Here is a 13,990-nt window from a genome sequence, read left to right as displayed (position 1 = left end):
CTGCGTGACTGTGAAGGGTTTGATTTTAACTGGATAAAATAGAGCAATTAAATGGGTCATCTAAAATTCCATGTGGTAATTTATAATTCTTACAGAATGCTATGGGATGTAAAACAGGAGGAGTACAGGAATGAAATTATTTCACAAAAGAAGGAAAACAAAGAATCGCAACCAAAGATTGAATTGAATTCCAGTGTCTGTCACAGCAAATGCCCAATTTGCTTTATTTGTCATGCGGAGAAACAATTGAAACCTGATTTACAGGATTAAGAGCATTCGCTTCTGTAAGCGAATTAAACAAAGTTACAGGAAATTTATATTTAACGAAAGTGGAGGCGCGCAAATGGGTTATGATATTAGTTATCATCCTATAAACAGAGATGAGATATACGAATGGTATTTTAATCGTTTAGACGAGGTAAAAGCAGGTGATTTTTCAGGTATAGAAGCAGTAGCGCGAAAATACAGAATGGATGACTTTTATTTACAAAAATACAAGGATACAATGTCCGTTGCAGCAAATACCACCAGTGCGGAATCTTTTGATAAAACCCATAGTTATTATTTGGCGGTGGTGCAGGGTTTTTTTCGCACTTTTTATTACACCAGAGGAACTGCATTTACCTTTCTGGTTGAACAGCACAAGGAAATGAGCTTCTATACTACCGGTTTTTCAAAGGTACTGAACCGAGAGATTGAGAACCCAATCCATAATCGAATCATGGAAAACTATTGTGGAGGGGTATATATCCCCTATGAGAACGTATCAAAGCTTCTGGCGGATTATCAAAATGGCGTTGTAAAAGAAGTGCTGGAGAATTTCTTTGAACAGAATCTTCCGATTTTTCTCAAAGCTTTGACTTTTGCAAAAGAGAATCAGCTGGGACTTTTAGAAGCAACAGAAGTGGTTGAGGTTAATCCTATCGCTCTTAATGAAACCATATGTTATTCTAATCTGATGAATTGTGACCGGGAAGGAGCATTTATCTATGCAGAAACAGCAAAAGCTCAGATTGAATCCTTTGCAAAATCGCAAAATATGGACGCGCAAGAAGTAATGAAAAATGCTGAATACAAAAAAACTCCCATAGGTGATGGAGATAAAAATGTAAAAAAGGGGCTATGGAAAAAGCTATTCGGAAAATGAGCATTCTCTCCGGTAGTCCAATAAGAGCCAAGCTACAGAAAATTTAAATAATGTACAGGGGGTGGCTATAGTGTCGAGCATTTATTTTCATGAAGATGACTATTGTCAAATAGAACTATTACCCATAGAAAATCTAGAGTTTTGCCTAAAACAAGGGGGACTCATTAATGAGTTTGCCAATGTACACAAAGAAGGAATCGGTTATACAGATATGTATATACGTGATGATAACCCTGTTTCAATGTATGATAAAAAGATTTTAATTGCCTCGTTAGAAAACTCGTTGGATGGCATTTTTCCTAAATTTGATGAAGTTTTTACTGGATACAGTTCTTATAGAAAGAAAAGTAAACACACAAATGCCTTTGGTAAAGATGAAAATGTTGTAATGTTTTATGATAGTAAACATAATTTTGTTAATAATATTTGGTTCACTTTGGATATAAGTAAAGAAAATGATATTATGGCAGCCCAAGATATGTTTATCTCTTTATCGAAATTAGGAGAATTTATAGTTGCAGATTGGGGCTGGGATTTTATCGAAAGAATAGATCATTTTGATAAAATTAATTGTTATTTGCAGAAACGTTTCGAAGAGTTTATAAAAATGTAAGTATGTACATATTGAGTATTTATCAAAAGTAAAAATACGATTGAGATACAAGGAAATGTGGTATGAACGAAAAAACTGCTAAATTGAATATGTTTGAATGGTCTTAAGGTACAAATCGAATCACTGTAAATTCATAAAGGAGAAGCCATTATGGATATTAGAAATGAAATAAGGAATATTGATTGGAGTCAATATGAGACTGCTTATGGAAATGCGAATCAAGACATTCCGGAATATTTGAACCAATCAAAATATATTCCTAAGGTTTCTAGCTTGTTGCTGGATTTATTTTCAGAAAATAAAGAATGTGCCATGAAAGCAACGCATTATTTATGGTGCGGTCTATGCCATCAGCATGGGTTTGTATCCTCTGCTGCGCTTCCAGCCTATGATTTTCTTATTTATGGTCTAAAGAACTTAGAAGATAATTTAAAGATTGAAATATTAGATATACTATTAGGCTTTTCTATTTGTACAGCCGGAGTAAATCTATCTGATTCTTGGCAGGGAAAATTAAGAAGTAAATTAAAAGAAGATAAGGGATATTTTCAAGAATTGGCATTGAATACAAATGAAGACATTTTATCTTTTGCTGAAAATATTATTGAATATTTAGAGTAGATAGAAACTTTACAGATAATAAGCGTTCGCTTTTGCAGGGAAAAACGTATCAGGGATATAGGGTATTTATATTGATACAGCTAAAGGAAATGAAAAGGAGACTATATGAAAGGTGCGATTCTTGAAAAAGGAGAAAAATATTATACTTACCTGGGTAAGATTTTCGGTACGATAAAAGATGTACAAAAACAATATAATTGGTTAATAACAGACTGTGAGTGCTGTTCACAGAGGATTGATATTCAGAAGCAAATTTTTCAATATAAGAATTATGGCTGGTTAAGTGGTGAAGAATTAACCGATATGATTAGAGATGAAGATTTCCAATGGGTTTGGGCTGTATTATCAGGATTTGATAAAAATATTACTTTAGAAGAAGTATTAAAATATGACTTGCCTTATGCAGATGGATACAAAGGCTTTTGGGAAAATCCGATTTCCATACAGCACCCACTTGCCAGTATTGAGATTGTAGCATGGGATAGCAGTTGTACCTTATTTATCAGCCAAGATGATAAAATAACAGATGATTTCAAGAGGGGATTCCCATTAAGCAGAGATTTATCAATATATATTAAAAATAATGGAATATTTGATGAAACAGAGGAATTAAATAACTGGTTATCAAAAAATGAATAATTTTATTAGAAAATTATTAGCTATATTAGAGCATGATGCATGAGCAACAACAAAACAACTTAGGGTTAGGAAATAACTAAATTTTTTATAAATTTGTTGTAAAGATATACGGAAAGATGGACGATATTTATTAAGGAGATAAATCTTAAATCGTTTACATTGGGCTTTGCACTTATAAGATATTATCAAAGGACCTAAAATTTGGATGGTAGTCTGGCGGAGCTATATCTTAGGAAGGAGAAAGTAATTGTATAATCAAAAATGAAGTTTTTCAGCAGGATTTAAGTAAAGAGGAACGACCTGGAGCGGTTTTTACAATACAGCTTTTGATGAAAGAACCAGTGGTTTTGCCGAAGAAAGAACATAAGATCGAGGTCTTAACAAGGAATCTTTCTAATGTGAAGTGCTTCTGGCATGACGAAAAAGGTGCGGGTTTAGAGGCAAAATGTATCTAGCTCAGTTAAATATGCAGCGTTTCCTCCCCAGCTGATGATTACAAATTGTACATCATTTGATGTAAAAAATATAGATGGGTTTCAGAAAAATCAGATATACTTCCGGCAATCGGAATGAGATGGACATACAAAATGGGAAGTAAATGAGCATTTACTACTATGGCGGATGCAAGAAAAGTCGAGAGTTAAATAAATTATTTATCTAAATTAAAAGGCATCATTCTGCAGAGTAAGAATTTTTCCTTCTGTAGAATGATGCTACTTTTATTGTCAAATCATCCTGTAATATAAGTTTTACTCCATGTTTATAAATCATTTGAGCACCATTGCAGTTTTTCAAGGAGAAAAAAGGAATCAGTTTTACGAAAAACGTTGAATGGGGTTGTGGTGATTTTGTATCGATGCAAAGTCCTAAAGTAAGATAAATAAAAAAGATTTATCCATGTTTAATAATAGGAGGGTTTAGCCATGCAGGCACAATTTTCACAAATGAATGAGGATTATATTAACAAACATTACCCAGAACGTTCCGTATTTTCTGCGGTTAATAAAGCAAATAAGAAATTAGGAATTGGTGTTTATGTTTTTTTTGCTATTTTATTGGCAGCATCTGGATATGGAACCGTTTGGGGGATTCTAACGACCATGGAAGACATGAAAAACGGAGACAGCGATATGCTCTCTGTAGGAATTGTTATTATTGGATTTTGTTTTGTTGTTTTTGCTCTTTCACTTTTTGTAATAATACTTACAATTAAGCGAAACAGCTTAGGTGCAGAAGGTTTAATTAAAAAAAGTGCTAAAAATAGTCAATGCAGTGAAAGTGAAATCCGTGAATTTGAACTTCAGGCAATGGCTTCAGACAGTTATATTCTATCTCTAACCGGAAAAATCAAAGCAGTATTAAACGGGCAAAAAGATGGGGTGTTGACGAGAGATTATATCTATTTAGCTGATGCTAAAAATATTGTTATGAAACGCGGCAATATTATAGGGGCTTTCCTTGTGGAGCGAAGCTTTTATATTAATGTAAATAATACCCGTAAGCTTATTAACTATCTGACGGTAACCCTTGTTTCAGACAAAAGCATTCAAACTTTAGCAGAAACTTCATTCGAAGCTGGGGAAGCACTTTTAGAAATGCTGCGCGAACAGAATCCGCAGATAGACGTAAATAATGGAAGTGTTATGACTGAAAAAGAATATAGCAAATACTGCAAAGCAAAATTTTTTACTCATTAATAGTTTGAATTATCATCTGGTGAGGCATAATGGGAAGCTAAGAATAAATATTAGCTTCCCATTATGCCTCAATCTGTTAATCCCTCCGTATTCCAATGGAATAACTTTCATTCAATTATAAAGCAACTGCGAACTTGAGTTAGAGCAGATATATCTATGTATTTGTAGAAATCTGTTCAACATATTATTTGAATGAAGCCATATATTATACAAATGTAAATAAAACAAGGGAGTTTTATGTGTACAGCTATCACCTTAAGTTCCGGGTCAAATGAACAATTTTTTGGACGGACGATGGATTTTTCCTTTGATATCATACCTCAGTTTTTTATCATACCAAATTCTTATACATGGAATAGTATCTTAGATCGCCGGCAAATCATCGATTCTTACCGTTTTATCGGAGTTGGACAAAAGCTGGATGGTCTCCTTGGATTTTTTGATGGTGTCAATGAAAAAGGATTTGCAGCTGCTGTCTTGTATTTTGCCGGTTATGCAAAGTATGATGAGGAATCCAAGTATCGCTCCAAAGATGCCATTGCGTCCATTGACTTTCTTCATTTCATCTTAGGGAAATGCAGTTCAGTAGAAAGCCTGCCTGAAGTGCTGAAAAACATATCAGTAGTAGGGGTAGTAGACCCTATAACAAACACAGTGGCGCCCCTGCATTGGATTGCAACTGACCGAAGCGGTGCATGTGTTGTGATGGAGGCGACGGGCAATGGAATAGAGATAATAAATAATCCCATTGGAGTGATGGCAAATAGTCCGGACTTTCCATGGCATATGACAAATTTAAGGAACTATATGGGAACCTCTCCGACACAGATGGAGAAAACCGTCTGGGATGAGGTTACCCTGACTCCTTTTGGGCAGGCAGGTGGAACCAAACTACTTCCTGGTGGTTTTACATCTCCGGAGCGCTTTGTCCGGGCAGCCTATCTAAAGTCCCATATTCCAACACCGGAGGATAGCAGTGAAGCTATTACAGCATGTTTTCATATTATGGAGAGCGTATCAATTCCAAAAGGAGCGGTCAAAACTAGCCGGAACACCTATGACTATACCAAATATACAGCTTTTATCAACACTAATACATGTCAGTATTTTTATAAAGCCTATGATGATCTGGATATTAGAAGCATAAGCCTTTGAGCAATGGAATGAAAGTATAGTCTGATAGATTTAGCAGATTTGCCACAAATATTAAAACGACATTTATTCTAAGAACGATATTCGTTTATAGAGAATAAATGTCGTTTTTTATGCTTGAGTATAAGTCCGTCATCGTCCTTTCGTTTGTATGGTATCAAAGAAAATTGTGAATAGTTATATATATTTAAATTATATCGTTAAGAATTTCAAGTACTGCACGCCTCCAGCAGAGAACTGCTATTGCTAGATATGGATAGAAATAGTATCTTAATAGAATAACCTGTGCAAAATAAGTTCTTTGCAGCCTTTTTTGTGCAATCAATTGGTATTGAGATAAAGATTTAAATGCTAGATAATGAAATTGTGGAGGAGCTATGATGAAGGAGAGAGAAAAACAAATATTAGAATTCATAATTGAAAACAGAAGAGTTAAGCTTGACGAGTTAGTTAAACAATTTGGTGTTTCTAAAAGAACTTTATATTATGATATACAATCAATAAATTACTTCATAAAGTCAGCAGGAGAAATAAAAAATATAGAACATGAATTTTCTTTTGTTGGTGATTATAGCAAATTGCACTCTACTATAAAAATTCAAGAAAGTAAGTTCTTAGATGTAGAATATCGTAAAAATTATATTCTATATAAAATCTTAAATGGTGAAAAAGTAACTATTGATAAATTAGCAGATGAGATGATCTTATCAAGAAATACAATAGTGCAAACAATGGATGAAATTAAAGAGAACTTAAAAGATATGCAGCTATCTTTAACATATAAAAGAAAATATGAGATAGTTGGAAATGAATATAAGATAAGGGAACTTTATCTATTATTAATGCAAGACGATGAGTTTTTACTCAGAGACATCAGTAATGAAGTATCAAATTTTGACGAATACTGTTCAATGGGGCTAACAGATTATTCATTAGGGAATCTAACTAGATTTGTAGAGTTTATATGTAAAAGAATTAGTGAAAACTATACTTTGACAACATATAAGTATAAAAGCGACTCTCAAAAATTTAATTATTATCCTTTTGTAAAATATTTGCTGCCACCTAAAGTGAATGAAGATGAAATATCTTATTTGTCTGCTTATATAAGTACATTATCAAGCCATAATAGTAAGGTGGATAAAGAATTAATAAGTAAATATATAGATAAGCTGCTTCAAAAGTTTGAAGCTAAAACAGCCATAACTTTGGACAGTAAAGAAGAATTTAAAATTAATATGAAGAGGCATCTATTGTCATCCTACAACAGAATTAAGTTTAAATTCCCAATTAGCAATCCTTCATTAGATGAAATAAAATTTAAGCATGAGTCACTATACAAAATAATAAAATCCATCATTGAAAATGAAAAAGATTTTCCGGATTTTATTGGAATAAGAGAAGAAGAAATAGGATTTATAGCAGCTTATTTTGGAGGATATTTAAGGGGAGAACGAGACAGTGGTGCAAGAAAAAATAAGGTTTTAGTAGTTTGTCCGAATGGGCTTATGGTTTCCAAGACTTTAGAAATTCAATTATATAAGTATATTCCAACAATTGATATAGCAGGAGTTCTTTCCTTGAAGGAATTGGCAGAAACTAATATTTATTATGATTATATAATATCAACTGTAAAAATACCTGATAAAGAGAATGTAATCGTTGTCAATCCCTTGTTATCAAAACTTGATATTCAGCTGCTTATGAGTAAATTAATAAATATTAATTATAGTAATACAAATTTTGATTTAGAGCTAATAATGCAAGTGATCAAGAAGTATACTAAGATGATCGATGAGAAAAAGCTTAAGGATGAGTTACTAAAAATAATGTATAAATTTGAAGAAAAGGAGATATATCAGCCTATGCTAAAAGAACTAGTGACAGCAGATAGAATAAGAAAAGTAAAAAGAGTAGATAATTGGAAGGAAGCGATAAAATTAGCAGCGAAACCATTGCTAGACGATGGTTCAATTGAAACACTATATATTGACAACATGATTGAAAGTTTAATTGAGCATGGTCCTTATATAGTACTGGCAGACAGATTTGCATTACCACATGCCAGTTCAAAAAAGGGAGTAAATAAGCTTTCAATGTCTCTTTTAGTAGTAGAAGAAGAGGTGGATTTACTGGGAAAACCTGTAAATATATTTATGGTTTTAGCGGCTACAGATAACAATTCACATATAAAAGCTTTAGCATCCTTATCAGAGATGTTGTATGATACGAGCAATATAGATATTTTAATAACCGGTAATGAAGATTCCATATTAGAACTTATTAATAAACAAGATTAAGAAGTAAATATGAATTCTTAAATTCATCACGATTTGTGCCGGAGCTTGGGACAGTCTGTTAGTAAGTGTGAATTATAGAGATGCATAATTCACACCCCGATTTATAGCAGTACTGCATCTACAGACAGATGTAGCATGCAATGGGAGCTAGTGTAAAGAAAAGGCATCTTTGCAAATGGAAGTTCATATCTTCCTATATTATTTGAAAGGAACAAGGTTAATTATGAAAATTTTAGCGGTTTGCGGTTTTGGAGTAGGATCATCAATGGTCTTAAAAATGTCTATTGAAAGGGTTTTAAGAGAAATCGGAGTAGATGCGGAAGTAGAGAACACGGATATTAATTCAGCAAGAGGAATGGATTGTGATGTTATATTTACCAGTGCTGAATTACAGGAAGAATTGAAAGGAACTTGTAATGTCCCTGTTTATCCGGTAAAGAAGTATATGGATTTAGCAGAAGTTAAAGAAGTAGTTCAGAAATTTTTAAATGATAAAAAATAAAAATTAAAGGGGGACACACATATGATGGAGTTTATTACCGATAATATTTTACGTAATCCGCCTATGTTACTTGGAATTATAGCTGTTATAGGATTACTCTTACAGAAGAAAAAATTTGCAGATGTTATAAAAGGAGCACTTTTAGCGGCCTTTGGTATGGTTATTCTGGAACAAGGAACAGGAATGCTGGTTGGAGCTATAGCACCAATAAATAGTGCTTTTCAGGCTTTAAGCGGCGGAGTTGCATCAGAAGGATTAAATGATATTACTTTCACAGCCACCCATGGTGGGACAATTGGTATAGCGATGTTTATTGCATTAATTTTACATGTATTAATTGCAAGATTTACTCCTATTAAAACAATATTCCTGACAGGACATATGTTATGGTGGTTCCCATTTATATTTGTTGCAGCTGGAGTTGAGGCAGGGTTAACTGGTGGTCTATTAATTGGATTTGCAGCTATTTGTTCTGCACTTTATTGGTCAATTATGCCTTGGTTATTAAGAAAGTATGTCAGCGCAGTAACCAATGATGATTCATTTACATTAGGCCATCCATCTGGAATTTTAGCATTAATATCCGGATTTGTTGCAAGTAAATTTGGAAATAAAGAAAAATCTTGTGAAGACTTAAAATTACCTTCAGGATTATCATTTTTTAGAGAAATATCAATTAGTGGTGGAATTGTAATATTTATAATGTTTGTAGTAGTAGGTTTATTCATTCCGGGAGCTTTTGAAGGGACCGGTGAAAACTTGTTTATATATGGAATTAAACAAGGCTTTATGTTTGGAGCAGGGCTTATAGTAATGCTGCAAGGTGTTAGAATGTTAATTAATCAAATTGTACCAGCATTTAAGGGAATATCAGAAAAGGTAGTTCCCAATGCATTACCGGCATTTGACTGTCCAATCTTATTTAATTACAAGCCCAATGCAGTTTTAATCGGATTCTTAACTGCAATGATAACATCAACAGCTATTATTCTAATTTGCAATTACTTTAATATATTTAACATATTATTAATTCCTCTTGTTATAACTTCATTCTTTGAATGTGGTGCAGCTGCCGTAATCGGTGAAGGCCAGGGCGGATTAAGAGGTGCGATAATTGGAACAGCAACAGCAGCAATTGTAATGGTAGCTTTGGTTGGTTTCTCAGCAGTGATTTACTCTGGAACAATCCAAAACTGGATATTAATATTTGGAGGAAATGATTTATCATTATTCGGAATAATTGCAAAATTAATAGCGTCATTGTTTGGAGGATTTTAGTTCATGTATTTTAAGTATATAGACAAGATAAAAGAACTTACTAATGTAATAGAATCAGAAGAAAAAGAATCCATGCAAAAAGCAACTAATATATTGGTAGCAGCGGTTAAAAATAAGAATGCCATATTCTCCTTCGGAGCATCTCATGCAGGGATCCTAAGTGAAGAATTATATTATAGAGCCGGAGGATTAGTTGTTATAAATCCTGTATTTGCAAGATCATTAATGCTGGATACATCACCAATTACCCATACAAGCCAGATGGAAAGGTTAGTAGGATATGGGACAACCTTAGTAAAGAAGACCCCCATTAAGGAGGGAGATTTAGTCATAATTCATTCTGTTTCAGGCAGAAACCCTGTAAGTATTGAATTTGCCATAGAATCAAAAAAAAGGGGTGCAACAGTAATTTGTATTACAAACCTAAGTTACTCAAAGATGGTATCTTCAAGGCACCCATCCGGTAAAAATTTGTATCAGGTTAGTGATTTAGTGATTGATAATCATGGAGAAAAAGGAGATGCCTGTGTAGAGATTGATGGAGCCAGCCAGAAAGTTAGCCCAACCTCAACCGTAATAGCATCAATCATTATGAATTCAATAGTTGCAGCCACTGCACAAGAATTAGTTAATGAAGGCGTGAACCCACCACCTATATTCTATAGTGCAAACATTGATGGTGGAGATGAACTAAATAAAAAAATATTTGATGAATATAAAGATGTTATTCATTATCAGTATTAATGATAATCTCTTATTAGAATCTTACTGAAAGACCTCTCAAAAAGTTTGAACTTACTGCTTTTTGAGAGGATTTTTTATATGAAGATAAATCACTGGCTGGTGGTCTTGACTGTTAATCTAATTTGTTACAGAAAGGAGTATAACATGAACGAATATATAGAAGAAATTGAAAGCTTTATTAAAAAACATAATGTTTTAGACGAGGATGCAGAGTTTGAAGTTCTTATGGATGGAATTGCTGAGAAACTCACATCACATGATGTGGGCTTAGAGTGTGTTGAGCCAATTCTAAAACTCATGGAAAAATATCCTTGTATGAGTTTTGGCTCTCCCGGTGCTTCTGCATAACCCTAATATGTTTAATTGCATTACTTGTATGTTGGAAACTTTATTCATAATAAATATGGCTGAGGATATGCGATTTACAGGTTCTAATAAAATGATATTCCATGTTTTAAAGGTGACATCTTAAAAACATAAGTTAAATAGAGAAAAACTTAAAGGCAGGAACCTTACTGCAGCAAAAATAAATTTATTTACTATTGACAGCAAGAGATTACCGGTGTAATCTATAATAAAATATAGGAACTACAACTGTAACCTTAGAATAGGAGGATTTCAATGAACCCTTTAGCTGAAAGAATAACTGATTCCGAACTAGAAGTTATGCGGGTACTATGGGATGCAAAGGAAGCCTTGCCGGTAGCAGAAATCCGAAAGGCAATATGCGAAAAAACTGGCTGGGAAAATTCAACTGCCAAGACACTATTGTACCGTCTGCAAAGTAAGGGCGTCGTGGCACAGGAAAAAAGGGATGTATACTATTATTCTCCTTGCATTACAGCGGAAGAATATAATGAATACACAACGCAGAGGTTAATTGATAAGCTATACAAAGGTAATGCGAAAAATCTGATTGCATCCCTTGTATCATCTAAAAAATTAAATGATGAGGATATAACTGAATTGCGAAATATGTTCCGGGGGCAGAAAAGATGAATAGTACAATTCTGACCGTTTTTTCGCTGAGCATATCTGGCTCTATCCTCGCATTGATGCTTCTTGTATTGCGGCGGTTATTAAAAGGCCGGACATCCCAAATGTTCCATTATTATATTTGGCTATTGGTCTTAATTCGGTTAATTGTTCCTATATCATTTAACAGTAGTGCAATGGGTTGGCTCTTCGCTGAATTACCCATGCAGATACATAATACCTCTGCTTCGAATGATGTTGTAGGAGATACACCAGATCAAGAAATTATTTTGCCTCAAAGTAACAGCGAAAGTGTGCCCCGAGAAAATAAGCCATCCAAAACCACGTTAGAATCTGAATCTCCATCAAGCAGTGTACAAAATCAAAATAGAAGGATTACTATAAAACCGAAGGATTTTGTGCGGCTCATTTCAAAGTACCAGATTGCTATTTGGCTCCTGGGTTCGGTGGCATATTTGGGTTGGTTTATATTTGCTTATCTGCATTTTTCCCGAAGTATTGCGAAAACCAGTTCCTGCCCCCATCCATCAGACATAGAAGTATTTAAGCAACTAGGCGGCAATGCCGGCATACAGTTAATTTGTAATCGATATATCGACACACCGATGCTCATTGGATTCTTTTCTCCGTGCATTGTGATTCCACAGCAGGCATTTGTGCAGAACGGCATGGAAAAAGAGCTTCGATATATTCTATTGCACGAACTCACCCATTTTCGCCGGCGCGACTTGCTTTATAAATGGTTTACTGTATTAGTCAGTTCCCTGCACTGGTTCAATCCGCTGATGATATTGATGCGGCGGGAAATTAACCGGGCCTGTGAATTGGCTTGTGATGAGGCTGTGATTCGCTCCTTAAATACCTCTGAGAGGCAAGCCTACGGAGATACGCTTCTAACAATCGCAGCGGGTAAGCGACTCCCAATCGGTCTTGTGACATCGACGATGTGTGAGAACAAACAAGAACTGAAAGAGAGACTTGTAAGTATTATGAATTATAAAAAGAAGACTACATGGATGGTTGCTCTTTCTCTAATTTTAACAGTGCTGTTAGGGGAATGCAGTATGGTCCTTGGCGCGGTAAATATAAATAACGGAGTACAAAGTGATATAACCATCCAATCGCCCGCAACATCAGATACTCCCGCCAACGCAGCGGAATTGTCTGAATCCTCTGTATCGGCTGAAGATTATAATGACCTTGCGGATGCCTCCTTTGACAACAATGGTTGGAATGCTGTGGATGGGGGAATGCTGTCGGGAGAACAAAATCAAACTTTAGAGAAAAATCAAGTTATATCCAGTGAATTGCCATCAGTCCATCGCAAGGGCTTCCAACCCCCAGAATTGACATTCATATTTGACAGCATAAGTCCAGCATCTGACATGCGGGATCCTGATAAAGAATATAATTATGACGACGGACAGAATCAAATTCTTATGCCAACGCTGCGTGAGAGTGCAACTGCCGCTTTACAGCAGCTTTACGATATGACAGGGTATCAGGTCCAAAAGTGCTATGTCCTTTCTACCGGAGATATCTTATTCTTTTCAATGGATAAAGATAATTTTAATCATGAATCTTTCTTTTATTATTTTATGAATCCAGTGCTGATTACTGATGAAGGTGTGATTTACCCTTGGCAGGTAACAATATTGTATAAAAATGAAGATGTAGACTCACCGATAGATGCCACTAATATTATTAAACCTGAAAAATTATCCAGCATGAGTAACGAGGAAATAGCAAAGTGGTATTATGAGAATTCGACCTTTGGGGATAGAAGAAAAGTTATCAGAACGGAACCGGATCATCTAGGATTTATCCGGCTGTATCTTGAAAACGGTGATTTTTATGAAGCAATTTTAGATAATGCAAGGGTAATTCAATACTTATCAGGACCCTATAAAAAAGGCTTCGAGCATTGATACACCTAAACTGCGTGTTCAAGCAGTAAAAACAATATTATGAGCATTTAATGTTATGAGTATGGCATTTTCAGTATAAAAATAATGTTGCAGTAATTTATATAATTAGGAGGATAAGTATGCCTGTCTATCGACCAGAGCAGTATAATGTAATAATAAAAAGAATAAAAGAAAAGTGCATAGCTGAAGACATTTTCTTGGGAGAGCAACTATTAGAAGAAGAAATTTGCTTATTTGAAAAGAAGAATGATCTCATACTTCCTGAGGCTTATCGAAAATTCTTGCTTGAGATAGGCGATGGCTGTGATATGATCGGCGGATTCAAAATGAAATCTCTTGATATGATAGGCAGATTGATATCAGAACAATTATC

At 34.5% G+C, this 13,990-nt stretch carries 14 protein-coding genes and 1 pseudogene; all 15 read left to right on the top strand.

Annotation, left to right across the window (positions count from 1 at the left end; all coding sequences use genetic code 11):
- The first annotated feature begins 51 nt into the window (after window positions 1–51).
- On the top strand, window positions 52–270 hold the full coding sequence (locus RT261_RS13795; RefSeq protein WP_313133306.1) for a hypothetical protein: 219 nt from the start codon (window positions 52–54) through the stop codon (window positions 268–270).
- A 73-nt stretch (window positions 271–343) separates the two neighbouring features.
- Window positions 344–1,147: a hypothetical protein gene (locus RT261_RS13790; RefSeq protein ID WP_313133304.1), complete on the top strand. Its 804-nt coding sequence runs from the start codon at window positions 344–346 to the stop codon at window positions 1,145–1,147.
- Window positions 1,148–1,217: 70 nt separating this feature from the next.
- On the top strand, window positions 1,218–1,760 hold the full coding sequence (locus RT261_RS13785; RefSeq protein WP_313133303.1) for a hypothetical protein: 543 nt from the start codon (window positions 1,218–1,220) through the stop codon (window positions 1,758–1,760).
- A 150-nt stretch (window positions 1,761–1,910) separates the two neighbouring features.
- Window positions 1,911–2,381, top strand: coding sequence for a hypothetical protein (locus RT261_RS13780; protein ID WP_313133301.1), 471 nt, complete (start codon window positions 1,911–1,913; stop codon window positions 2,379–2,381).
- A 105-nt stretch (window positions 2,382–2,486) separates the two neighbouring features.
- On the top strand, window positions 2,487–3,020 hold the full coding sequence (locus RT261_RS13775; RefSeq protein ID WP_313133299.1) for a hypothetical protein: 534 nt from the start codon (window positions 2,487–2,489) through the stop codon (window positions 3,018–3,020).
- 923 nt (window positions 3,021–3,943) lie between these two features.
- Window positions 3,944–4,717, top strand: coding sequence for a hypothetical protein (locus RT261_RS13770; protein ID WP_313133298.1), 774 nt, complete (start codon window positions 3,944–3,946; stop codon window positions 4,715–4,717).
- A 237-nt stretch (window positions 4,718–4,954) separates the two neighbouring features.
- Complete coding sequence (locus RT261_RS13765) at window positions 4,955–5,872, top strand: choloylglycine hydrolase family protein (protein ID WP_313133297.1); 918 nt, start codon at window positions 4,955–4,957, stop codon at window positions 5,870–5,872.
- Between the two features lie 377 nt (window positions 5,873–6,249).
- Window positions 6,250–8,169, top strand: a complete 1,920-nt coding sequence (locus RT261_RS13760) for a BglG family transcription antiterminator (RefSeq protein WP_313133295.1) — start codon at window positions 6,250–6,252, stop codon at window positions 8,167–8,169.
- Window positions 8,170–8,344: 175 nt separating this feature from the next.
- Window positions 8,345–8,671 (top strand): PTS sugar transporter subunit IIB, encoded by a 327-nt coding sequence (locus RT261_RS13755; RefSeq protein WP_313133294.1) that lies wholly within the window; start codon window positions 8,345–8,347, stop codon window positions 8,669–8,671.
- Between the two features lie 21 nt (window positions 8,672–8,692).
- The gene (locus RT261_RS13750; RefSeq protein ID WP_313133293.1) at window positions 8,693–9,949 is read left to right on the top strand and encodes a PTS ascorbate transporter subunit IIC; all 1,257 of its coding nucleotides are present in this window, start codon (window positions 8,693–8,695) and stop codon (window positions 9,947–9,949) included.
- A gap of 3 nt (window positions 9,950–9,952) precedes the next feature.
- Window positions 9,953–10,693, top strand: coding sequence for an SIS domain-containing protein (locus RT261_RS13745; RefSeq protein ID WP_313133292.1), 741 nt, complete (start codon window positions 9,953–9,955; stop codon window positions 10,691–10,693).
- Between the two features lie 144 nt (window positions 10,694–10,837).
- Entirely contained in the window at window positions 10,838–11,041 is a 204-nt protein-coding gene (locus RT261_RS13740; protein ID WP_313133290.1) for a hypothetical protein, read from the top strand.
- A 273-nt stretch (window positions 11,042–11,314) separates the two neighbouring features.
- Window positions 11,315–11,692 carry a BlaI/MecI/CopY family transcriptional regulator gene (locus RT261_RS13735; protein WP_313133289.1) on the top strand — a complete coding sequence of 126 codons (378 nt, stop codon included), beginning with the start codon at window positions 11,315–11,317 and terminating at the stop codon, window positions 11,690–11,692.
- Window positions 11,689–13,617 (top strand): M56 family metallopeptidase, encoded by a 1,929-nt coding sequence (locus RT261_RS13730; RefSeq protein WP_313133288.1) that lies wholly within the window; start codon window positions 11,689–11,691, stop codon window positions 13,615–13,617. The genes RT261_RS13735 and RT261_RS13730 overlap by 4 nt, the downstream gene beginning before the upstream one ends.
- 119 nt (window positions 13,618–13,736) lie before the next feature.
- Window positions 13,737–13,990 (top strand): annotated as a pseudogene (locus RT261_RS13725) (hypothetical protein); the annotation flags it as partial.

Origin of the sequence: Anaerocolumna sp. (assembly GCF_032079385.1) — a bacterium.
In the GTDB taxonomy this organism is placed as follows: Bacteria; Bacillota; Clostridia; order Lachnospirales; family Lachnospiraceae; genus Anaerocolumna.
The sequence above is the reverse complement of the archived record's forward strand: the minus strand, read 5'-3'. Positions and strand labels throughout refer to the sequence as shown.

Excerpts from the sequence above, each read along its gene's own strand:
- RT261_RS13795 (WP_313133306.1), top strand. The coding sequence starts at position 52 with ATGGGTCATCTAAAATTCCATGTGGTAATTTATAATTCTTACAGAATG.
- RT261_RS13790 (WP_313133304.1), top strand. The coding sequence starts at position 344 with ATGGGTTATGATATTAGTTATCATCCTATAAACAGAGATGAGATATAC.
- RT261_RS13780 (WP_313133301.1), top strand. The coding sequence starts at position 1,911 with ATGGATATTAGAAATGAAATAAGGAATATTGATTGGAGTCAATATGAG.
- RT261_RS13775 (WP_313133299.1), top strand. The coding sequence starts at position 2,487 with ATGAAAGGTGCGATTCTTGAAAAAGGAGAAAAATATTATACTTACCTG.
- RT261_RS13770 (WP_313133298.1), top strand. The coding sequence starts at position 3,944 with ATGCAGGCACAATTTTCACAAATGAATGAGGATTATATTAACAAACAT.
- RT261_RS13765 (WP_313133297.1), top strand. The coding sequence starts at position 4,955 with ATGTGTACAGCTATCACCTTAAGTTCCGGGTCAAATGAACAATTTTTT.
- RT261_RS13760 (WP_313133295.1), top strand. The coding sequence starts at position 6,250 with ATGAAGGAGAGAGAAAAACAAATATTAGAATTCATAATTGAAAACAGA.
- RT261_RS13755 (WP_313133294.1), top strand. The coding sequence starts at position 8,345 with ATGGAAGTTCATATCTTCCTATATTATTTGAAAGGAACAAGGTTAATT.
- RT261_RS13750 (WP_313133293.1), top strand. The coding sequence starts at position 8,693 with ATGATGGAGTTTATTACCGATAATATTTTACGTAATCCGCCTATGTTA.
- RT261_RS13745 (WP_313133292.1), top strand. The coding sequence starts at position 9,953 with ATGTATTTTAAGTATATAGACAAGATAAAAGAACTTACTAATGTAATA.
- RT261_RS13740 (WP_313133290.1), top strand. The coding sequence starts at position 10,838 with ATGAACGAATATATAGAAGAAATTGAAAGCTTTATTAAAAAACATAAT.
- RT261_RS13735 (WP_313133289.1), top strand. The coding sequence starts at position 11,315 with ATGAACCCTTTAGCTGAAAGAATAACTGATTCCGAACTAGAAGTTATG.
- RT261_RS13730 (WP_313133288.1), top strand. The coding sequence starts at position 11,689 with ATGAATAGTACAATTCTGACCGTTTTTTCGCTGAGCATATCTGGCTCT.